Here is a 22,732-nt window from a genome sequence, read left to right as displayed (position 1 = left end):
AAAAAATTAAGCAATCTTTTTTCAATATAAAGGTTTCTTTAACTTGTAAAGTGTTGAAAGATATTCTGAAGTCTATTTTAAAACAGCTAAAATGCTGTCTATTTTAGTAGCTCCTTTAAATTTTTGAAGAAAGTTTTTGTCTTTATCATAAACAACAATATATGGTATAGAATTTACATCAAATATTTGTGAAAAAACTCCTTGTTTATCTTCTAGAAAAACTACATTTTCTTTGTTATGCAAATTGTATTGTTTTGCAAATGCAATGATACCTTCTTGTTCTTCAAAAGAAACAAATACCAACTGTACTTCTTTAAAATCTTTTAACCGTTCTTGTATTTTTATTGCTTCTGATTGGCAATAATCACAACCTGAATTAAAATAAATAAAAATTACAGATTTATTAGGTAAATTTTTATTTGAATAAATATTGCCTTTTGTATCTGAAAAAGAAAAACTTGGTATTGTTTTAGTACGAGCTGTAACCTCTTTTTTATGGCTTAGTTTACTATTTATCTTAAAACCTAAAAACCCAAAAATGCTTGCAATTAGTATTAGAACAAAAATTCTTATCTTCTTTTTCATTTTAAGACATATTTAAAGTTAAAAACATAACTAGACCTAACCAAATTGCTAAACCAGACCCATAACTTACTGCAACAATCTCAAAACTTTTAGCATATTTATTTTTCAAAATTTTATGCAAACCGTAAACTAATACAAAAAAATAGGCTATCTCAAATAAATTAATAGTTTGCAAAGGATAAACTAACCAAGGTTCTATATTCTTTAAATCTAAAAAGTTTGTATAACTTAAAGGATAAAATTGCTTTATATCTGATAAAGTATATTCAGTTTTTATTAAGTAGAAATAAAAAAATTTAGAATAACTAACTGAAGCTAAAATAAACTCACCCAACAATGCTATTTTAAAAAAATGTTTAAACTTTATTTTATTTTCTGTATTGTAGATAAAGACACCAATATTTAGACATATTGATACTAGGCTCGTTCTTATTAAAACAACTATTGGAACAATAGCGTAAATAACCCATGACCATTTCTCTCTTCTAGCAATGTAATTATTCAGTTGATCTCTGGTGTAGTCTTCGGCATAAGAATTATAAAAAAACTCATCTGTATTGATAATGTTCTCAGACAAAAACAATATGAAGGCAATAATAAAAATGATTATAGCAAACAATATATAATTTTTAAATTTAAGCATAATTGTATAATTAATTGAAGCCGTAAAGGTTTAACTTATTACGGCTTCAAAAAAAATTAATTGTTCCAACACCATTTAATTAATGCTATATCGTAACCAATCCAGGCTGCACCTGATGGGCCAGAAGCTCCATCTAAAATAAGTTTAGGTACAGACGTAAAACAAGCCCAAGCTGAGTAGCCTGCTATTACAGACTGCATTTTTGTGTTATTTAAGTTTTTCATTTTTTTTAAAGTTTTTGTAACCTATTAACATAAAAAAGGGTAAAACACATATCAAAATTTTAGAAAATAAATTTTCCTCAATTATATCAGTAAACAAATAAAGAATTAATATTGTTGCACAAATTGTTATAATTGATATTCCTTTTATTTTTTTCATGTTATTAAAGTTTATTTATTATTAAATTTACTAATCAAAGCAGCCATCTTTTGCTGCAAATGAAAGCCCCATAAGAGCAATAGTCCACCCTCCAAAATATGATGTTAATAATCCTGCTGTTACTAATGCACCATCTACCATGCAATCTCTCATTTGCCCATTTCCATAGATAGTTTCCATTTGATTTAATTCTAATGTTTTCATTTTAAATTTGTTTAAAAATAAATGCAATTAAATATAGTATTAATATTATCATTTTAAATGCATTTATTATAATTATTGTTTTCTAAGATTTCTTTTAGGTCACTCAAAGTTTTATGACCATTTTTGCGCAAAAATATTTTTAATATTGTTTTTCTTTTCATAAATAATTTTCCCATAAATAAATTATTTTACAAACAAACAACAGAAAACTACCTTATACAAATGTTATGAATCGATATTCATAAATATAGACTCGTTATTTATGAAAAACGCCTTCTAAAATCCGCCCTTACACCCTTTAAATCAAATACTTAAAATAAATTATGCTTTTTTTTAGAGTTTATGTATCTTTGTTAAAGAAAAACAGATAAATTGCTAAAAAAAGAACAAAAAACATATCAATTATTTAATAATTACTGTGTAAGAACACCATTATTTCCAATTAGTTTTCAGAATAATTTTAGAATAATTTCAGATAAAGAGTTAAAAGGGGTTGTTTTAAACCCTGTTTTTAGAGAAGCATTGTATCTTGCTTCCCCAGAATTATTTAATCAAATTGTAAAGTGGGAAAAAGGAAAAATTAAAGCGAATAAAAAGATTGAAAAATTACAATTTGCTATCTTAAAATATCTTATTCGCATTTCTGCACGTTGCACACCTTTTGGATTATTTGCTTCTTGTGGAGTAGGAGAATTTGGCTTGGAAACAACTATTCAATTAAATAAAAAACAAAATTATAAAAGAGCTACTCGCTTTGATACTACTTTTTTGAATCAGTTATTTCAAGAATTATTAAAAAATAAAATTATTAGAGAAAACGTTTTGTTTTATTCTAATACAAGTATTTACAAAATTGGAGAGCATTACAGGTATGTAGAATATAGTTTAGAGAAAAAGAGAAGGAGCTATTCTTTAGAAGGTTTGGTGTACTCAGAATATTTAGAAACTATTTTAAAGGAAGCTAAGAATGGTAAAACCGTTTTAGAATTGTCTAATCTTTTAGTTGATGATGAAATTACAAAAGAAGAGGCTATTGGTTTTATTGAAGATTTAATTGACAATCAGATTTTAGTTTCAGAATTAGAAATTACGGTTACTGGAGAAGATTATTTTAAAAGTCTAATAACTCGAATTCAACAAATACCTGAAGCATCAACAATACAAAAACAACTATCTAATTTACAACAGCAATTACATCATTTAGATTTAAAAATAGGGAATCAAACAGATGATTATAAAGAAATAATTTTTAATGCTAAAAGTTTAGTTCCAGATTTAGATATTAAATACCTATTTCAGACAGATACTTTTACTTCATTTAAAAGTAATACTTTAAATAAAGATATTAAGAAACAACTAAAAAAAGCATTTATTCTTTTCAATAAAATGACCTTGCCAACTGCTAATAAAAATATAGAGCAGTTTAAAAGAGACTTTTTAAAACGTTTTAAACAATCTGAAGTCTCTTTAAACCTTGCTTTAGATACAGAAACAGGTATTGGCTATGGAGATAAAAGAGAAGATAGTAATAACTTATTAGAGGGTTTAGTTTCTATTGGAAACAATAAAAGATACAAACACGTTATTTGGACAGATGTTGATACTATTTTACAAAAGAAGTTAGTGAATGTAACTCAAAACAGAGCGTATACAATATCACTTACAGAAAAAGACTTTAAAGAATTACCAACTTCTTGGCATGATTTACCAGAGACTCTGTCTTCTATTATTGAAATTTATAAAATAAAAAATAAAGAAACCATTTTTATAAAGAATATAGGTGGTGCAAGTGCTACCTATTTATTAGGTAGATTTGGACAGTGTAATAAGGAAATATCAGAAACTATTCATAAAATAGCAAAAGTAGAAGAGACTATAAATTCAGATAAAATTCTTGCTGAAATTATACATTTACCAGAAGCAAGAACAGGAAACATCCTACAAAGACCTAGTTTTAGAGAATATGAAATCCCATATTTAGGAAAATCTAGTGTATTACCAGAATATCAAATATCTATTGAAGATATTTTAGTTTCTGTAAAAAATGATACAATTATTTTACGTTCTAAAAAGCTAGATAAAGAAATTTTACCTCGTTTGGGAAATGCCCATAATTATAGTGGAAATCCTTTTACCTATTTATCAATTTTTGTGTGACACACAAACACAAAATAAAAGGTCTAGTGTTGGTTTCAGTTGGAATGAAATCTTAAAAAAGCACACCTTTTTACCTCGGATAGAATTTGAAAATATGATTTTCTCTAAAGCTAAATGGAATATAGAAGTAGCTGTATTTCAAAAATTATTTGCAAATAAAAATTTATTAGCATCAATTAAAATTTGGCAAAAGGAAAACTTAATTCCTGATTTTGTGGAGTTAGTGGAAGGAGATAATAAGTTGTTGATTGATCTTAAAAGTGAAATATCAATTAGAATGTTATTAGATACTATTAAAAATAGAAAAAAGTTTATATTAGAAGAATTTTTATTTTTAGACAATGAATTTATAAAAGATGAAAAAGATGCCTCTTACTGCAACCAATTTGTAGTTTCTTTCTATAATGAGGCAAAATTAAAACAAGCCAATAATGAATAATATACAAAGCACTTTTGTTGTTGGAGATAAATGGTTGTATTACAAAATATATTGTGGTGTAAAAACTGCAGATATTATTCTATTAGAAGTTATAAAACCTTTAACAGAAGATTTAATAGCACAAAAAATAATTGATAAATGGTTTTTTATAAGATATTCAGACCCAGAACCTCATTTAAGATTTCGAATTAAATTATTAGATATTAATTATTTGGGGAAAGTACTCATAACTGTAAAAAATATTTTGAACCCATTTCTAACGAATAAACAAGTTTGGGACGTTCAACTAGGAACCTACCAAAGAGAATTAGAAAGATATGGAAATAATACTATAGAAAATGCTGAGATTTTTTTTCATTTTGACAGTAAACTAATTATTGAAGTAATAAAAAACGCTAAAAATGATGAAGATCGTTTTTTAAATATCTTTAAGTGGTTAGAATGTCTAATAAATTCTTTTAATTTTACGGATGATGACGCCATTTTATTTTTAGACAGAATGCAAAAACAATTTAAAGAAGAATTTGATGTTGAAAAAACCATTAGAAAAGAGCTAAGTTCTAAATACAGAAGATTAGAATCCCTATTATTGGTCGAAAATAATTTTAACTTATCAGAAAAAACTCAATTAAAAGAGATTATGGAAAGGCTTTTGATGCTAGAAAAAGAAGAAAAATTACACGTTTCAATAAATAATTTATTAGCAAGTTTTATACACATGAGTATTAATAGATGTTTCAGATCAAAACAGCGCTTATATGAAATGATGCTTTATGATTTTTTATTTAGGAAATATAAATCAGAATATATTAGATATGGAAATAAATAGCTTTAAAAAATACTTAATTATTCTTTTAAGTTTTTTTTATTCTTTAATTTATAATTGCCAAAATGTAGATTCTTTAAAACACAAATCAACAGATGATTTATTCAGTCTATACGAAAACACTGAAAAAATAGAAGACAAAATACTTATCATTAAAACCTTTGTAAAAAAAGCCAAAACTAATAATTCAAAAGATGATATAATTACAGGGTATTATGTGCTTGCTGGCCTTTACAACGATATAAATGTGTTAAAATATAGCGATAGCATAATAAGTTTGACTTCAAAGAACCCAAGTGCTTATCACCCTGCTTATGATTACTTAACAAAAGCTTACTTTTTTCAAGATAGATATGATTACGTAAACGCCATTGATAACTATATAATAGTAAATGAGTATGCAAAAAAAACAAATAACACTGAATTAATAATATTAGCAAATTATAGTATAGGATGTTTAAAAAGAAAAATAAAAGAATATAATGGAGCATTAAAATTGTTAAAAGAAAATTTAAATTATGCTTTAAGAGAAAATAATAGGACCCATAAATTACTATCTCTTATTGAAATTTCAAATATTTATACAGAAACTAAAAATATAGATTCTTTAAAAATTTATTCTGAACAAGGAAAAGAGTTGTCATTAATATTGAAAGATACAATATCATATCATCATTTTTTAACAAATGAAGCAATTTCAAGCTACAATGAAGAAGATATTCAAGAAGCCATAATTAAGTTAGAAAAAGAAAAAGTTTTTTTTGAAAGTAAAAAAGAAAGTAAATACCTGCTTTATCCTTATTTCTACTTAGCGAATGCGAATATAATTATTGATGATGAAAAAGAAGCTTTAAAATATTTTAAAAAAGTCGATTCTATATACCAATTGGAAAAAAGTATATCCCCTTTTGTAAAAGATGCATATTCATATTTAATCGATTATTATAAAAAATCGGGAAATCTAGAAAACCAATTAAAATATGTTAATAGACTTATAACTTTTGATAGTATAGTTAATGTTAATGATTTATTTCTAAATAAGAGAATTTATAAGGAATATGATATACCTAAATTAAATGCAGAAAAAAAGAATATTATTGCAACAATGCAAATAAAAGAACAAAAGTTATTTATTGTTTTAATTACTTTAGGAATTATCCTATTGTCAGTTTCTATCATTTTAAGTTATCAGTATAAGAAAAGAAAATTTTACAAGAAAAAAGTAGAAGTTATAATGTCTACTAAGGATATTAAGGATATTAAGGATATTAATATTCCTAAAGATATTGTGGGTGAAATTCTTCTTAAGTTAGAAGAGTTTGAACTAAATCAAAAATATCTTTCAAAAAAGATAACCCTTAATTCTTTAGCAAAAGGGTACTAAACCAAAAAGTGTGTAAGTAAAGTTATTCTGAAATTTTTCTAGAGCAATATTTAAATTGCTCCATGAGGAAAAATTTCGGAAATAACTTTACGATTAAATAATCACTAAATTTATAAACACACTTTTATTATGAAACCAGAAGATTTATTAAACGAAGAATTTTTAAAACAATTTAAAACAGGTTCAGAACTAACCAGTTTTATAGAACAACTGCACAAACGTGGTGTAGAAAAGATTTTAGAAGGCGAATTAGATGCGCATTTAGATTACGATAAGCATCAAAAAAGCAACAATCCTAATTCACGAAATGGCTATGGAACCAAAACAATAAAGACGCATTTAGGAGAAACTAAAATAAAAGTTCCAAGAGATCGCGATGCTACTTTCAATCCAATGCTTATTAAAAAGCGAGAAAGTACTGCAGATGGAGTTGAAAACCTGATTATTTCTTTATATGCCAAAGGAATGAGTACTACAGATATTGAAGAACAAATACGGGAATTGTATAATTTTAACATCTCTAGTTCAGCCATTTCTAGAATCACAGATAAAATTACAGCTGACATTATTGCTTGGAAAAATAGACCTTTAGAAGCTACTTATCTGATTGTATGGATGGATGGCATCGTTTTTAAGGTTCGTGAAAACTCCAAAGTCATCAATAAAACAATTTACATTGCTGTTGGTCTTAGAGTAGATGGTAAAAAAGAAGTTTTAGGACTTTGGTTAGGAAAAAACGAATCTTCCTCTTTTTGGATGAGCGTTTTAACCGACATAAAAGCCAGAGGAACACAAGACATTTTAATTACAGCAACTGATAATTTAAACGGATTTACAGACACCATTAAAACTATTTTTCCCAATTCAGTAACACAAATATGTGTGGTTCATCAAATCAGAAACTCTTGTAAATATGTAGTCTGGAAAGATAAAAAAGCCTTTACAAGAGATATGAAGCAAATCTATACAGCTCCTACAAAAGAAGCAGCAAAAGCAGCCTTAGAAGACTTTAAAAATAAATGGAACTCTAAATATTCTTATGCCATTAAATCATGGGAAAACAATTGGGATGAACTCACTGTTTTCTTCGATTTCCCATTAGAAATCAGAACCATTATTTATACCACAAATTTAATTGAAAACTTAAATGGGAAAATTAGAAAATACACTAAAAACAAACTCTCATATCCAACAGATGATGCTGTAATTAAATCCGTATTTTTAGCTTTGAGAGAATCAACAAAAAAATGGACATTGCCTATTAGAAATTGGGGTATCATTCTTAACCAATTTTTGGCTATATTTGAAAACAGGATTAAACTATGAAAAATTTAATCCTGTAATTTTTAACTTACACACTTTGCGGGAAAGTGTCAGCAAAAGATTTAAATAGTAATACAAATTATCTTTCTAAAATTATTAATCATTACAAGGGATTGTCATTTTCAAATTACTTAAATACCTTAAGGATTAATTTTATAATAAGTGAATTGAAAGTAAACAGTCTTTATCGAAAATTCACAATAAAAGCTATAGCTGAAGAAGCAGGATTTAATAATCCAGAATCTTTCTCTAAAGCTTTCTATAAAATTACAAATGTAAAACCATCTTTTTTTATGAAGCAGTTAGAAGAAAATTATTAAAATTAGTCGATATTCATAAATATCGACTAATTTTAATAATCCAATTTCAATTTAGTATAAATTATATAGTACTTTTATAATTAAAGAAAAACGTATAATTATGAGTAAACTAAAATTAGAAAAATTTTCAATTTCAAAATTAACGAACCCCTCTACAATTTTTGGTGGAAACGTGGGTGACGATGGAACTATAGTAAAAAGACCTACCAGACCAAAATGTGTCGATAGATCAAGAAAATTAGAAATGGAGAAAGGATAAACTAGAGTTATTTCCCAATAAATAACCCAAAAACTTTAAGAATACCTAAAAGCAAATTACTATTAAATGTCTTTTAGGTATTTTTGTATCTCTAAACAATTTATTTTTATGAAAAACTTTAATAAATTTATTATTTTATTATTAATCGTGTTTATCTTTTTTAGTTGTAACAAAACAAATTATAAAGCCATCAAGGTAAATAACAAAATTCCTGTAAAAAAATATAAATTAAATTCTTTAGAAGATTTTAAAAACTGGCATTTTAAAGATATTCTTATAGATACTTTAGTAGGAATTAGTTTAAATAGAGTTTATGATTCTCTATTAATTAATAGAAAGCCTAAAAGAATAATTGTTGCTGTAATTGATATGCCAATTGAAATTAATCATTCAGGATTAAAAAACAATATATGGGATAATAAAAATGAAGTTGCTAATAATAATTTTGATGATGATAAAAATGGTTATATAGACGATAAAAATGGTTGGAATTTTTTGAGTAATGATAATGGAGATAATAACTATTTTGTAAACTATGAATATACTAGAATCATAAAAGAATATTCAAATAAATTCAGAGGTAAAACAATTAGAGAAATTAATCAAAAAGATTCAACCTTATTTAATATTTACAAAAAAGCTGAATTAAAATATGCTCAGCGTTTTACATATGCAGAAGAAGAAGTAGAGTATATTAATAATTTGTTAAAATGGAAAAAAGAAGCTGAAGATATAATTTCAAAATTTATTAGAAAAAACAATTATGGTATAAATGAACTTGATAGTTTAAAAAAACTATATCCAAAGAATAAAGAGTTACAAGATGCTTTAACTCAAAAATCTAATTTTATTGAATGGGAGTTTACCGATGATTATATAAAGGATTATAAATTAAAAGCAGAAGAAAGAGTCAGCAAACTATTGAATTTAACTTATAATGACAGAAAAATTCAAGGGGATAATCCAAAATTAATAAGCGACAATAGTTATGGAAGTCCCAATTTTAAAGTAAACTTTGAGTTACTTGACCACGGAACCAAGATGGCTGGTGTAATCGTCAATATAGGCAAAAAGAAAGAACTCAAAATTATGCCGTTAGCTATTTCTGCATATGGAGATGAACATGATAAAGACATAGCTTTAGCTATAAGGTATGCAGTTGACAATGGTGCTAAAGTTATAAATATGAGTTTTGCTAAAGAATTTTCTTTGTATCCCAAATGGGTTTTGGATGCTATTAAATATGCTGACGAAAAAAATGTTTTATTAGTAAATGGAGCAGGAAACGATAATCGAAATTTAGAATTAAAAAACTTAACATGGTTTCCTAACGACCACGAATATGAAAATGAGACAGAAATATCCGATAACTTTTTGAAAGTTGGTTCTAATGGACTATACATTAATAACAAATTAAGATCCTCTTTTAGTAATTATGGGAATAATGAAGTAGATATTTTTGCTCCAGGAGAATACATTTATACTACTTTTCCTAAAAACGAATATAATATCGTTTATGGTGGCACATCTGCTTCCTCAGCGATAACTTCTGGGTAGCTGCATTAATTTATTCTTACTACCCAAATTTAACAGCATCTCAAATAAAACATATTTTAATGGATTCTGGTTTAGAATATAAAATTGAAGTAAATACACCCACTGAAGATAATAAGAATAAAACTACACCTTTTAATCAATTATCTAAATCTGGTAAGGTTTTAAATGCTTATAATGCACTAATTATGGCAGATAGTATTTCTAAAAGTAATTAACTAAATCTTCAACTCATACAAAAACCCTCCAGCTCCATGAGCACGTTCATCTGTAATTAATAAAGTGTTGTTGTCTTTAAAAGTGATACTTTCTTTTTGAGAACGGTGTGTTAATTCAATTTTTTTAACCTTTCCAGAGAGAAAATTATCATCTTTAAAATCAGTAAAAATTAGCACATTTTTTTGTGAAAGAAGTGCTACTTTTTTTCCATTGTTAGAAATGTCTGCAGAAGTAATCCAACACTCTAAATCGTTACAATTCTCGAATTCTCCAACGATTTCAGCCGTATATTTTCCTTTCTTTGCGGGAATTTTATACAGTGTTGTTTTTCCGTATTGATGTTTTACCCTACTTTTTGTAAAAATATATAAAGAACTGTTAAAGTAAAAGAAAGCCTCTGTATCAAAAAAAAGGGCTTTCTTTTTGGGCGGAAATTTATGTTGATTTGGATATTTAAATTCGATTTCGTTTACTTCTGCATTTTTTTTGTCCAGGTTATTATGCTCAACAATAATAATGGATAGATTTTTTCTTCTATTTAAATTGTTACCAAAATCGCCAATGTAAATATTTCCATTTTCATCGGATGTTAAATCTTCCCAATCGTGGTTTTTCGCTTTGATGTAAATTTCTTTTTGAATTTTTCCTTTTTCGTCTAAACCAAACAATTCTGGTTTGTTTCCACCATCATTAATCATCCAAATTAAATGGGAATTTGCTACAATTTCGGTTCCAGAAACTTCTTTTAGGTCTTTGGGTAAGTCTGCTAACATTTTTAATTGTCCGAAATTCTGACAACTCATCAACAATAAAAAACTAAAAACGAACGAAATTTTCTTCAACATAAATACACTTATTTTTTTTGAACAGTTCCCAAAAAGCGTTCTGTAAAATTAGATTACCAGCCTCCAGAAGCTCCTCCTCCACCACCCATTCCGCCGCCAAAACCGCCACCAAAACCACCTCCGCCAAAGCTTCCACCTCCAGATGAACCTCCAAAGCCACCACCAAAACTACCTCCACCTCTACCAGCGTTACTTAAAATTATGGTATCAAAAATTGTATCTGCTAAAGACCCTCTTCTGTAGCGTTTGCCACCACCTCTATTGTTTTTATTTCCTCTAGAAATTAAGATAAAAAAGATGATAATTATGATGATAAAGAAAATGATTCCAGGATCGAAACCTTTCGAATTTTTTTGGCGAGTTCCTTTAAATTCTCCGTTTAAAGTTCTAAAAATATAATCTGTACCTTTGTCTAATCCTGAATAAAAATTACCTTTTTTAAATTCAGGAATAATCACACGTTCTATAATTCTTTTAGACTGAAAATCTGTAAGTAAATGTTCAACTCCATAACCACTACTTATTGCAATTTTTCTATCATTTTTTGCCAACAATAGTAACACTCCATTATCTTTTCCTTTTACGCCTAAACCCCATTTAGCAAGCCATTGTGCTGCGAGATACTTAATTTCTTCTCCTCCTGTAGATGAAATAATTGCAACTACAATTTGAGTAGAAGTTGTGTCTGAATATCGAACTAATTTACTTTCTAAATTCTTTTTTTGAAAATCTGAAAGTAGTGCTGGTTTTGTAAAATCATATACACTTGTTTGAAATTTTGGCTTTTTTGGAACCTCAAAACCTTGAGAGTAAAGATTAAAAGAGAAAATAATGGTTACTAAAAACAACCATTTTTTAGAAGTTGCGAATAACTGAAGACTAGTTACTGAAAACTGCTTTCTAGAATACATCATCCTTTAGAAATTTCATTAGAAAGTTCGTCTTTATCGTCTATTTGCCAAGGAAAGTGTTCTTGTAATTCTTCGCCAGCTTTTAAAATTACTTCAACAATTCCTTGTTTAAAATTTCCTTTTTTGAAGTTTTGCTGCATAACATTTTTGGTAGTATTCCAAAAATCTTTAGGAACTACTTTGTTAATGCCTTTATCGCCATAAATAACAAACTTTTTGTCGTTTACAGCAACATAAATTAAAACGGCATTTGCATCTTTGGTATTGTCCATTTTTAACAGATAAAATACTTCTAACGCACGCTCATAATGGTCTTTCTCGGAAGAAGCTTCCATATGCACACGTATTTCGCCAGAAGTATTTTTCTCTGCAATTCTAATCGCAGAAATAATTTCTTTTTCTTCTGCTGGGCTAAGAAATTCTTCTACTTTAGACATTCTATTTATTTCTTTTTAAAATCGAAATTTACATCTGGTGCATTTTCTGAACCTGCATCTGCTTTGTAACGAGCCATTTCATCAAAATTAAAAATACCTGCTAAAACTGAGTTTGGAAATATTTTAATATGCTTATTATATTTATTAACATTTGCATTAAATCGATCTCTTGCGACATTAATTCTGTTTTCTGTTCCTTCTAATTGGCTTTGCAATTCTAAGAAATTAGCATTTGCTTTTAAATCTGGATAACGTTCTACCACTAATAATAACTTAGACAATGCGCCTGTTAAACCAGATTGTGCTTGTTGAAATTGCGCCATTTTTTCTGGTGATAAATCTCCTGCATTTATCGTTGTTGATGTAGCTTTTGCACGCGCTTCTATAACCTGTGTTAAGGTTTCTTTTTCGAAATCTGCTGCGCCTTGTACTGTTTTTACTAAGTTTCCGATTAAATCGTTTCTACGTTGGTAAGCACTTTCTACATTAGACCACGTTGTTTTTGCATCTTCTTGTAACACAACTGCCTCGTTATTAAACCCTTTTGCCCAATTGTACACTCCAAATACAATTAACACAATTACTATTACTGGAATTAACCATTTTTTCATAATTTCTATCTTTTTAAATTTGTTAGTTGATTTTTTATTGCTTCAAAAATACCTAATATTCGTGAGAATTTAAAGAATATTAAAGCCAATGTAACTATTAGACACAGAAATACCTATTCTGTTACAGTTGATTTTTAATTTTATTCAGTTCGGCTTTTACAGATTCTAATCTTGTAATTATTTCGTGCTTATTAAAGGTAGATTCTGGGTTTTTCTTTAACTTTTGCTTTGCGCCTTCTAAAGTAAAACCTCGCTCTTTTACTAAATTAAAAATTAGTTTAAAGTTGGCAATATCATCTTGGGTAAAAAGACGGTTTCCTTTTGCGTTTTTTTTAGGTTTAATAATAGCAAATTCTTTTTCCCAAAATCGAATTAAAGAGGCATTTACGTTAAAAGCTTTGGCAACTTCACCTATTTTATAGTATCTTTTTTTTGGTAAATCTATGTGCATTCTGTGAGTTCAAGGTTTATTTTGGGTTCAAGATTCAAGATTCAAGATTCAAGATTCAAGATTCAAGATTCAAGATTCAAGATTCAAGATTCAAAGTAAATAATTAAGTTTTAAAAAAACATATTATTATGAAAAAGTTATTCATTTATTATCACTCCCAACTTTAAACTTCAAGCTCTCAACTTAATCGTAAGATTGCCCCTCTATGGCTGCTGCTTTTTGCATGGCTTCGAATTCCTCTGGATTTAAATCGCCATAATAAAAGTAAATAGGATTTACTGCTCTGTCGTTTTTATGTACTTCGTAATGTAAATGTGCAGCTGCAGATAAACCTGTGTTTCCAACATAACCAATTAAATCGCCGCGTTTTACTTTTTTACCTTTTCTAGTTTTTATCATACTCAGGTGCGCATAAATGGTTTTGTAGCCATACCCATGATCGATATAAACTACGTTTCCAAAAGAACTACTTCTTTGTGCGCGAATTACTTTTCCATTACCTGTTGCATAAACTGGTGTTCCAACTGGCGCTGTAAAATCCATACCTTTATGCATTTTACGATATTTTAAAATAGGATGAATTCGCATGCCATAACCAGAAGCCATTCTTTTTAAATCTTCATTTTTAACAGGTTGTATTGCTGGTATCGATGCTAACATTTCTTCCTTTTCTTTAGCTAATGCAACAATTTCGTCTAAAGATTTCGACTGCACTACCATTTGTTTCGACAATACATCTATATCTTTCGTAATTTTTTTAATCATTTCCGAATTGTCGAAACCATCTAAATGTTTGTATCTATTCACCCCACCAAATCCTGCTTTTCGTTGTTCTTCTGGAATAGGGTTTGCTTCAAAATAAGATCTGTAAATATTATCGTCTCGTTCTTGAATTTGTGCTAAAATTTCTGCATTTTCTTCAATTCTTTTTGATAAAAGTTCGTAGTTAAGTTTTAAATTCTCGTTTTCTCTTTTTAATGCTCTTTCATTTGGAGACATTATAAACTGACTAAACAGAATAAAACCAATAAAAGCAATTAGAAGAACAGCAAAAATACCAAAGACAGATTTTTTAAAGTAAGCACTTTTCTTTACAGCAATTTTTCTGTAAGAAAGCGTATCTGCATCGTAATAATATTTTACTTTTGCCATATTGGTAAATGTACTATTTTTGTACTCTTAAATTCGTTTTTTTATTGGAAGCTCTTTTTTAATAACTCACAAATTTACAAAATGTTTTACAACTGCTTTTTTGAAGTGGTTTTTTTAGAAATTAATTAACAAAAATCCAATAAAACCAGAAACTTCTATTTTATGAAATCTCAAGATGTTCGTACTACTTTTTTAAACTTTTATAAAGAAAAATCGCATTTAATAGTGCCTTCTGCACCCATGGTAACCAAAGACGACCCAACATTAATGTTTGTAAACTCTGGAATGGCCCCATTTAAAGAGTATTTCTTAGGAAATGGAACTCCAAAAAACAACAGAATTGCAGATTCGCAAAAATGTTTACGAGTTTCTGGAAAACACAACGATTTAGAAGAAGTTGGTTACGATACATACCACCATACTTTATTCGAAATGTTAGGAAACTGGTCTTTTGGAGATTATTTTAAAAAAGAGGCCATTGCTTGGGCTTGGGAGTTGTTAACCAAAGTTTATAAAATCGACAAAGACATTTTATATGTAACTGTTTTTGAAGGAACTAAAGATCATGACAACCTAAAAATGGATACTGAAGCCTATGATTTATGGAAAGAATTTATTGCCGAAGATCGAATTTTAAAAGGAAATAAAAAAGATAATTTCTGGGAAATGGGCGAACAAGGACCTTGTGGACCCTGTTCTGAAATTCATGTAGATATTCGTTCTGCTGAAGAAAAAGCCAAAGTAGATGGCCAAACATTAATCAATCAAGATCACCCACAAGTCGTAGAAATCTGGAACTTGGTTTTTATGCAATACAATAGAAAAGCAGATGGTACACTAGAAAATTTACCCAACAAACACATAGATACAGGAATGGGTTTCGAGCGTTTGTGTATGGTTTTACAAAATGTACAATCGAACTACGATACAGATGTTTTTACACCTATTATTAGAGAAATTGAAACCATTACCAACACAAAATACAGAACTAATAAAAAGCAAGATATTGCCATTCGTGTGATTTCCGATCATGTAAGAGCGGTTGCTTTTTCGATTGCAGATGGGCAATTGCCTAGCAATACTGGTGCAGGTTATGTAATTCGCAGAATTTTACGAAGAGCCGTTCGTTACGGATTTACTTTTTTAAACAAAAAAGAACCATTTATTTATAGGTTGGTAAATGTGTTAAGCAAAAAAATGGGCGAAGCTTTTCCTGAAATAAAGGCTCAAAAACAATTGATAGAGAATGTTATTAAAGAAGAAGAAACTTCTTTTTTAAGAACTTTAGACCAAGGTTTGGTCTTGTTAGATGCAATTATCGACAACGCTACATCTAAAGAAATTTCTGGAGAAAAAGTATTCGAATTGTACGATACTTTTGGTTTTCCGGTAGATTTAACTGCCTTAATTCTTTCTGAAAAAGGGTTTACTTTAAATGAAAAAGGGTTTCAAGAAGAACTTCAAAAACAAAAAAATAGATCGAGAGCTGCCAGCGAAATATCTACCGACGATTGGACCATTTTAATGGATGATGCAGAGGAAGAATTTATTGGTTACGATTCTTTAGAAGCCAATGTAAAAATCACTAGATACAGAAAAGTTACTTCTAAAAAAGATGGCGAAATGTATCAATTAGTGTTTAATTTAACTCCTTTTTATCCTGAAGGTGGTGGGCAAGTTGGCGATAAAGGCTATTTAGAAGATATTCATGGAGATGTTGTGTATATTTTAGATACCAAAAAAGAAAACAACGTAATTATTCATTTTACCAAAAATCTTCCCAAGCATTTAAACGAAAGTTTTAAAGCAGTTGTAGATGAAAAACAACGTTATAGAACCGAATGCAACCACACAGCAACACACCTTTTACATCAGGCTTTAAGAGAAGTTTTAGGCACACATGTAGCACAAAAAGGTTCTGCTGTACATTCTAAATATTTACGTTTCGATTTTTCTCATTTTTCTAAATTAACGGTCGATGAATTACGTGATGTAGAAGATTTTGTAAATGCAAGAATCGCAGGAAAACTTCCTTTAATAGAAAAAAGAAATATACCTATGCAACAAGCTTTAGACGAAGGTGCTTTGGCTTTATTTGGCGAAAAATATGGCGATACTGTTAGAGCTATAAAATTCGGAAAATCGATGGAACTTTGTGGCGGAACACATGTAAAAAACACCGCAGATATTTGGCATTTTAAAATAAAGTCAGAAAGTGCAGTTGCAGCAGGAATTCGCAGAATAGAAGCCATTACAAACGAAGCTGTTAAAGATTTTTATTTTGAAAACAATAGAACTTTGTTCGAAATAAAAGATTTGCTAAATAACACAAAAGAACCTGTAAAAGCGGTTAAAAAATTGCAAGAAGAAAATGCTAACTTACAAAAACAAGTAGAGCAGCTTTTAAAAGATAAAGCCCAAAATTTATCTGGAGAATTAGAAAACCAATTGCAAGAAATTAATGGCGTACAGTTTTTGGCTACAAAAGTAGATTTAGACGCAAACGGAATTAAAAACCTAGCTTTTTCTTTAGGTAAAAAGCATAAAAATTTATTTTTATTATTTGCAACAGCTCCCAGCAAAGAAAAGGCAATGTTAACTTGTTATATTTCCAAAGAATTGGCCAACGAACGCGGTTATAATGCAGGAAAAGTAGTAAGAGAATTAGGAAAACTAATTCATGGTGGTGGTGGTGGGCAAAATTTTTTCGCCACTGCTGGTGGTAGAAATCCTGGAGGAATACCTAAAGCGCTTGAAAAAGCGAAAGAGTATATGGTTTAAAAAATGAAGCTCCAAACCCAAATTCCGTTAAAAAAAGAAGTAAGAAACCCAATAGATTACAGTTCTAAAATTCTATTATTAGGTTCTTGTTTCTCCGAAAATATTGGAGATAAATTAGCGTTCTATAAATTTAAATCTACACAAAACCCTTTTGGAATTTTATTTCAACCAAAGGCGATTGAAAATCTTATTACAAATGCAATAAACGAAAAAGTATATTCAACGAAAGATTTGGTATATCAAAACGAACGTTGGCATTGTTTAGATGCCCATTCTAGTTTAAGTTCTGCTGATAAAAACGAGGTGTTAAACAACTTAAACTCCGCAATTTCTTCAACCCTAAAAAAACTTACAGAAGCTTCTCACATAATAATTACTCTAGGAACGTCTTGGGTTTACAGGTTTATAGAAACAGATGCAATTGTGGCAAACTGCCATAAAATTCCACAGAAAAAATTCTTAAAAGAATTGTTAACTGTAAATGAAATTTCCGAGAGTTTAGAAGCAATTATCGAACTTATAAAAACCATTAATAAAGAAGTTACAATCTTATTTACAGTTTCTCCTGTTAGACATTTAAAAGATGGTTTTGTGGAAAATATGCGAAGTAAATCGCATTTAATTTCGGGAATTCACCAACTTCTCGACTGCGCTCGAAGAGACATTTCTTACTTTTATTCTTATGAAATTATGATGGACGAATTACGTGACTATCGTTTTTATAAAGAAGACATGATTCACCCTAATAAAACCGCCATTAATTGCATTTGGGAAAAATTTATGACTGTTTGGATTTCTGAAGATTCTAAAGCTCTAATGCAAGAAATTGAAACCATTCAAAAAGGAATTTTACACAAACCTTTTCATAAAAATTCAGAAGAACATCAAAAATTTTTAGAAAATTTAAACCATAAAATCGACCAAATTAAAACCAAAATACCTTCTATAAATTTTTAAAAAACAAATAATTTCATTTATAATTTGAAATTGGTTTTTGTTTTTACCAAAAAAGGGTCAAAAATCACAATGCTGTATTTAGATGCCCGCTTTCTAGGGAAATCACCATTTCAACGAAAACCTCAAGAAATTCTTTTCGATTAAATACGGCATTTGTCGTATTTTTTCTCTTTTTTATTATACAGATTTTTACCGCTTGTAAAACTAGCGATATGTTAAAATCTATTTTTTATCCAACCGAACAAAACGCATTTATTTGGCTAAGTTCTATTTACCTTTTATTTTTATTATACATTGGTAAAGCTTCACCAATGTCTATCTTATTTGCTTATTTTTTAGAAACCATTGTTATTGGATTTTTTAATGCTCTAAAAATGTTGTGGAGTATTTTGTTCGGAAAATCTAAAAAATCTGATTTTGGTTTAATCTTATTTTTCTTGTTTCATTATGGTTTTTTTGTGGCAATTCAATCGTTGTTTGGTTTTACACTTTTTGGTATTGATGGTACTTCAATTATAAAAGAACCCTTTGATATTATAGAAAATTATAGCATCATTTTAAATTTAGAAGATATTAAATACGCCTTACCAGCCATTGTTTTTACACATTTAGGAAAATTTATTACCGATTATATTCATCATAAAAAATACCAAAAATTTACAGCCAAAGAATTAATGTTTAAACCTTATGTTCGAATTTTTTTACAACAATTTGTAGTTATTTTTTCTTTCTTTTTTATTGTTTTTGGCAAAGCTGGTATTATCGCCGCTATTTTATTAATTCTTTTTAGACTTGTTGTAGATCTTGTTTTAGAATCTATAAAAGAGAATTCGAAAACTTTAGAATATGTCTCTCGAAAACTAGAAAACGAGAAAGCTACCAAAGAAGAGATAAAAAAACAACTGGTAATTTTTACGGAATAATACAATATACGTCAAATGACGTATTGTGCCTAGTTTCAATTTTTATCAGTTTTGTAGGGTTAATTCCTAAAAACTATACTAAAATGAAAAAAATTAATTATCTAATCGCCGCAATTTTCTTTATTTCTTTAAGTGCATTCGCACAAGACATAGAAGAAGTAAAAATTAAAAGTAAATTTTATGGAGCGAATAAAATGAAAAAAGCTCCTAAAAAAATTTACATTAACTCTTTTAATGTAAACTACGAAATTTATAAAGAAGCCATCGATTTTAAAGCTGGTGGAAATGGAGGTAGAATTGGTGGAAACACTAGCAATGCAACTGCAAAAGCAGCAATAGGTTTGGGTGGTATTGATGCCAATAAAATGCAAGTCAAAACCAATGAATTGTATCAGAATTTTATAAATAGACTTAAAAATGAAGGGTTTGAAATTGTTGCTGCAGAAGAAGCAGGCAAGACAGATGTTTTTAAAAATTGGCAAAAAGCTTCTGGCCCTATCATTCAAGAAAACTTAACAGGTATTATAAATTGTATTCCACAAGATTATAGTTTCTATTACAAAAGAAAAACTACTGATGGAGAAATTAAAAAAGGTTTTTTAGGAGGTATTGGTTTACAGCCAAAGTTATCTAAAGCCCTAGGAGATGCCATTATTGCAGATGTAAATTTATATGTAATGTTCTCTGAACCTGGAAGCGATTGGATGAAAGGTAAGGCTGCAAAAGTAAAAATTAAAACAAATTTACGTTTGGTTAATAATCATGCAATATCAATTCCTCAAAAATTTAAAAAGAAAAAATCTACATTAGGTAAATTATTTGGTTCTGTAAAAATTAAAGGAGCTACAGACACATATCCTGCAATTTCTAGTGTACAATTTACACAAGGAAAAATAGGCTTAGGAGCAACTTCTCAATTTAATGGAAACTTAAAGGAAGACGTAGAGATTAACAACATTTTAAAAAAACAAAAAATTGTTGCTTATCAAAAACAAGGCTCTTTTGTGCCAACTTCTTTTACAACGTTTTCTAATTACCTAGATGCCAAGGCAGATCGTTTTTCTACAACTACAAAATGGATTGAGGTAGATGGAGACAAATATGCAGAAGGCTTTTACAATGCATGTAATACTTTTTTAACTAAAAATTTAGATGCATTTTTTAAGAAAATAAAATAAAACTTGTAAGTTTTTACGATGAAAAAATTCTGCCACCTCTTTATCATTTTTATAGTTGCTCTATTTTTAGTAGCCAATTCTGCACAACCTGGAGTTTGGAATGCTGGTGGTAGTGGAAGTTTTACGCTACTATATCCAGAAGATAGTATGGCCTATAAGAAAATTCAGATGAAATCTGAAAATATTTACATGCAATTATATAAAGGTTTTGCCACTGTAAAAGGCGATTACTATTTTAAAAACACAGCAAAAGATACTTTAAAAATAAAGGTGGGCTATCCAATAAATACTGTTTTCGAAAATGTTCGATTTCACAATCATTTAAATGAAGTTCGAGTAGATGGTTTGTATAAAATAAAAGGACTTACCAATGAAAAAGAACTAAAAATTTTCGAAAAACCCAATCTTAAAAACGAAAATTGGTATGTGTGGGAAGTGGTTTTTCCGCCCAAAGAAATTACAAAATTTACGGTTTATTTTTTAGTAAACACCAACAATGCAAAAATAACTCAAGGGTATAATTCCGATAAAAAAAATGCTTTTATCTATTTAATTGAAACCGGTTATTTATGGAAATCTCCCATAGAAAAAGGAAATTTTTATGCAGAATTAAAAGATAATATTTCATTAAAAAACATCAAAGTTGCTTCGCCTGCTTTGGTTTTTTCTGCAAAAAACATTTTGCATTTTTCTATGGAAGATTATGGAAAAAAACCAGATGAAAATTTTGTAATTACTTATGGAAGGCGAATAGAAAATTTCAATTTTAAAGAAATTACAAAAAGTAGCGATTCTTATTTTAGTGCTATTGATAAATTTTCAACAACAAACTTTAAAAACCTCAACTATAAAAAAACAGAATTTAAGAATCCTTATGACGTTTCTGGAACTGGTAATTTTTTAATTAAACTTGTGTATTACCTATCTATTTATGGCATTCCACTTCTTATTTTAATTTTTGTGTTTTTTTTAGTGAGAAAAATTATACGCAATATAAAAAAATAAGGCATTTGACGTATTGCATTGCCAATTAAATAATTTAAAATTTGAATACGTATTAATTTAAAATTTCAAACTAAAATGAAAACATTAAAAAAAATCAGTTTATTATTATTTTTATCAGTACTCGTTTCTTGTGGAGGAAGTGACGAAGATTTGGGTATTTCTGGCGAAGGTTCTTTGTCTGCAAAAATAGATGGCACAGCTTTTACAGCTTTGTCTAGTGCAGTTGCATCATCTACAAGCAATAATGTTTTGGCTGTTCAAGGATCTAATTCCAATGGAGTTTATATTCGAATAAATATTATGAATTACAATGGTGTAGGTACTTACAAAACTGGAGACAGTGCATCAAATGCAAGTAGCATGATTTATGGAACAGTAAACCCTGTTGTTGCTTGGGCCTCTACATTTACAATTGGTGAAGGCACCATAACAGTTACAGAAGATACAGACACTGCTGTAAAAGGAACATTTTCTTTTACAGGAGAAAACAATTCTTCTTCTGCAGTAACTATAAAAAAGGTTACAGAAGGCACATTTAATGCTCCAAAACAATAAATTTTAGATTCCTAATTCGAAAAAATACGGCATCTGTCGTATTTTTTTGTAGTTGTTTATTCTTGAAATTTGTAACATAAATCCAAAATTAAAAATGATGAAAACTACAAAAAAAATTACGGTCTTATTCTTATTTTTATGCATTAGCATACTATTTTCTTGCAGTTCTAACGAAAAAGATAATAATAATTGCGAAACATGTACTTACACAATTGCAGCCGATGAAACTGCTGGCAATGTTCCAACAGCCTTACAAGGTGAGTTTAATTTAACGTTAGGTATTTCTTTAAACGGCTATTCAAAACCTAAAGGAACAAAAGCAAAATTTATAATCGGCGCTAAAGAATTAACAGTAGAAATAGATGGTGAAGAATGTTTATTCTTAAAAAACCCTACGGTTTCTGCAAATGGTGTTGAGTTTTCTTTTAAAGATACTTGTAGAGATAATTTTTTATATGCCATTTCAGAAAAATCTTCTGGAGGTTTAAACGAAGTAAATGTGGTTACACTAGATGGCCAATTTTACGGACAATTTAAATAAAAAGTATTACGATTGTTTTTTAGGGTTACAGATGGTTGGCAATTACAACCTAAGAACCAGCCATCTCCTTTAAAACTTTCGATAACAAAAA

General features: G+C 28.6%; 26 protein-coding genes. 16 read left to right on the top strand and 10 right to left on the bottom strand.

The features are described 5' to 3' along the window. Window positions 1–72: 72 nt before the first annotated feature. The 4 genes from JL193_RS11350 to JL193_RS11335 form a co-directional block, all read right to left on the bottom strand. A complete protein-coding gene (locus JL193_RS11350; RefSeq protein WP_207970914.1) occupies window positions 73–585 on the bottom strand; it encodes a TlpA family protein disulfide reductase in 513 nt (170 codons plus the stop codon). A 1-nt stretch (window position 586) separates the two neighbouring features. Continuing rightward, a complete protein-coding gene (locus JL193_RS11345; RefSeq protein ID WP_207970913.1) occupies window positions 587–1,228 on the bottom strand; it encodes a hypothetical protein in 642 nt (213 codons plus the stop codon). A 56-nt stretch (window positions 1,229–1,284) separates the two neighbouring features. Beyond that, on the bottom strand, window positions 1,285–1,452 hold the full coding sequence (locus JL193_RS11340) for a hypothetical protein (protein WP_207970912.1): 168 nt from the start codon (window positions 1,450–1,452) through the stop codon (window positions 1,285–1,287). A gap of 187 nt (window positions 1,453–1,639) precedes the next feature. After that, complete coding sequence (locus tag JL193_RS11335; RefSeq protein WP_207970911.1) at window positions 1,640–1,813, bottom strand: hypothetical protein; 174 nt, start codon at window positions 1,811–1,813, stop codon at window positions 1,640–1,642. 372 nt (window positions 1,814–2,185) lie between these two features. Between JL193_RS11335 and JL193_RS11330 the strand changes: the two genes are divergently transcribed. The 9 genes from JL193_RS11330 (at window position 2,186) to JL193_RS11290 (ending at window position 10,293) form a co-directional block, all read left to right on the top strand. Then, window positions 2,186–3,970 carry a lantibiotic dehydratase family protein gene (locus tag JL193_RS11330; RefSeq protein ID WP_207970910.1) on the top strand — a complete coding sequence of 595 codons (1,785 nt, stop codon included), beginning with the start codon at window positions 2,186–2,188 and terminating at the stop codon, window positions 3,968–3,970. Beyond that, a complete protein-coding gene (locus JL193_RS17375) occupies window positions 3,918–4,409 on the top strand; it encodes a lantibiotic dehydratase (protein ID WP_254712889.1) in 492 nt (163 codons plus the stop codon). Before JL193_RS11330 ends, JL193_RS17375 begins: the two co-directional genes overlap by 53 nt. Beyond that, entirely contained in the window at window positions 4,402–5,238 is an 837-nt protein-coding gene (locus tag JL193_RS11320; RefSeq protein ID WP_207970908.1) for a thiopeptide-type bacteriocin biosynthesis protein, read from the top strand. The genes JL193_RS17375 and JL193_RS11320 overlap by 8 nt, the downstream gene beginning before the upstream one ends. Continuing rightward, window positions 5,183–6,619 (top strand): hypothetical protein, encoded by a 1,437-nt coding sequence (locus JL193_RS11315; protein ID WP_207970907.1) that lies wholly within the window; start codon window positions 5,183–5,185, stop codon window positions 6,617–6,619. The genes JL193_RS11320 and JL193_RS11315 overlap by 56 nt, the downstream gene beginning before the upstream one ends. A gap of 129 nt (window positions 6,620–6,748) precedes the next feature. After that, window positions 6,749–7,945, top strand: a complete 1,197-nt coding sequence (locus JL193_RS11310) for an IS256 family transposase (protein WP_207970906.1) — start codon at window positions 6,749–6,751, stop codon at window positions 7,943–7,945. Between the two features lie 44 nt (window positions 7,946–7,989). After that, window positions 7,990–8,262, top strand: a complete 273-nt coding sequence (locus JL193_RS11305) for a helix-turn-helix domain-containing protein (protein WP_207970905.1) — start codon at window positions 7,990–7,992, stop codon at window positions 8,260–8,262. A gap of 100 nt (window positions 8,263–8,362) precedes the next feature. Next, window positions 8,363–8,521: a hypothetical protein gene (locus JL193_RS11300; protein WP_207970904.1), complete on the top strand. Its 159-nt coding sequence runs from the start codon at window positions 8,363–8,365 to the stop codon at window positions 8,519–8,521. A gap of 108 nt (window positions 8,522–8,629) precedes the next feature. Further along, window positions 8,630–10,078: a S8 family serine peptidase gene (locus JL193_RS11295; protein ID WP_207970903.1), complete on the top strand. Its 1,449-nt coding sequence runs from the start codon at window positions 8,630–8,632 to the stop codon at window positions 10,076–10,078. Window positions 10,079–10,137: 59 nt separating this feature from the next. Further along, on the top strand, window positions 10,138–10,293 hold the full coding sequence (locus JL193_RS11290; RefSeq protein WP_207970902.1) for a hypothetical protein: 156 nt from the start codon (window positions 10,138–10,140) through the stop codon (window positions 10,291–10,293). On the opposite strand, the gene JL193_RS11285 is transcribed toward JL193_RS11290, so the two are convergent. The 6 genes from JL193_RS11285 to JL193_RS11260 all read right to left on the bottom strand — a co-directional run bounded on the left by JL193_RS11285 (window position 10,294) and on the right by JL193_RS11260 (window position 14,701). Then, a complete protein-coding gene (locus JL193_RS11285) occupies window positions 10,294–11,067 on the bottom strand; it encodes a hypothetical protein (RefSeq protein ID WP_243456737.1) in 774 nt (257 codons plus the stop codon). It abuts the gene before it with no gap. Between the two features lie 125 nt (window positions 11,068–11,192). Next, the gene (locus tag JL193_RS11280; protein ID WP_207973463.1) at window positions 11,193–12,050 is read right to left on the bottom strand and encodes a TPM domain-containing protein; all 858 of its coding nucleotides are present in this window, start codon (window positions 12,048–12,050) and stop codon (window positions 11,193–11,195) included. Next, the gene (locus JL193_RS11275) at window positions 12,050–12,487 is read right to left on the bottom strand and encodes a TPM domain-containing protein (RefSeq protein WP_207970900.1); all 438 of its coding nucleotides are present in this window, start codon (window positions 12,485–12,487) and stop codon (window positions 12,050–12,052) included. Before JL193_RS11275 ends, JL193_RS11280 begins: the two co-directional genes overlap by 1 nt. 5 nt (window positions 12,488–12,492) lie before the next feature. Continuing rightward, window positions 12,493–13,098 carry a LemA family protein gene (locus JL193_RS11270; RefSeq protein WP_207970899.1) on the bottom strand — a complete coding sequence of 202 codons (606 nt, stop codon included), beginning with the start codon at window positions 13,096–13,098 and terminating at the stop codon, window positions 12,493–12,495. Between the two features lie 121 nt (window positions 13,099–13,219). Further along, entirely contained in the window at window positions 13,220–13,549 is a 330-nt protein-coding gene (locus JL193_RS11265) for a MerR family transcriptional regulator (protein ID WP_207970898.1), read from the bottom strand. 183 nt (window positions 13,550–13,732) lie between these two features. After that, entirely contained in the window at window positions 13,733–14,701 is a 969-nt protein-coding gene (locus JL193_RS11260) for a M23 family metallopeptidase (RefSeq protein WP_207970897.1), read from the bottom strand. A 162-nt stretch (window positions 14,702–14,863) separates the two neighbouring features. Here JL193_RS11260 and alaS point away from each other — a divergent pair, with 162 nt between their 5' ends. The 7 genes from alaS (at window position 14,864) to JL193_RS11225 (ending at window position 22,641) form a co-directional block, all read left to right on the top strand. Next, entirely contained in the window at window positions 14,864–17,482 is a 2,619-nt protein-coding gene (alaS, locus tag JL193_RS11255) for an alanine--tRNA ligase (RefSeq protein ID WP_207970896.1), read from the top strand. Window positions 17,483–17,485: 3 nt separating this feature from the next. Beyond that, on the top strand, window positions 17,486–18,439 hold the full coding sequence (locus tag JL193_RS11250; RefSeq protein ID WP_207970895.1) for a GSCFA domain-containing protein: 954 nt from the start codon (window positions 17,486–17,488) through the stop codon (window positions 18,437–18,439). 212 nt (window positions 18,440–18,651) lie between these two features. After that, window positions 18,652–19,362, top strand: coding sequence for a DUF6498-containing protein (locus tag JL193_RS11245; protein WP_207970894.1), 711 nt, complete (start codon window positions 18,652–18,654; stop codon window positions 19,360–19,362). A gap of 83 nt (window positions 19,363–19,445) precedes the next feature. Further along, window positions 19,446–20,540, top strand: coding sequence for a hypothetical protein (locus JL193_RS11240; RefSeq protein WP_207970893.1), 1,095 nt, complete (start codon window positions 19,446–19,448; stop codon window positions 20,538–20,540). 18 nt (window positions 20,541–20,558) lie between these two features. Then, entirely contained in the window at window positions 20,559–21,545 is a 987-nt protein-coding gene (locus JL193_RS11235) for a hypothetical protein (protein WP_207970892.1), read from the top strand. 75 nt (window positions 21,546–21,620) lie between these two features. Then, window positions 21,621–22,100 carry a DUF6252 domain-containing protein gene (locus JL193_RS11230; RefSeq protein ID WP_207970891.1) on the top strand — a complete coding sequence of 160 codons (480 nt, stop codon included), beginning with the start codon at window positions 21,621–21,623 and terminating at the stop codon, window positions 22,098–22,100. 94 nt (window positions 22,101–22,194) lie between these two features. Next, on the top strand, window positions 22,195–22,641 hold the full coding sequence (locus tag JL193_RS11225) for a hypothetical protein (RefSeq protein ID WP_207970890.1): 447 nt from the start codon (window positions 22,195–22,197) through the stop codon (window positions 22,639–22,641). The last annotated feature ends 91 nt before the right edge of the window (window positions 22,642–22,732 follow it).

It is taken from the genome of Polaribacter batillariae, from assembly GCF_017498485.1.
GTDB classification, from domain to species: Bacteria; Bacteroidota; Bacteroidia; order Flavobacteriales; family Flavobacteriaceae; genus Polaribacter; species Polaribacter batillariae.
The sequence above is the reverse complement of the archived record's forward strand: the minus strand, read 5'-3'. Positions and strand labels throughout refer to the sequence as shown.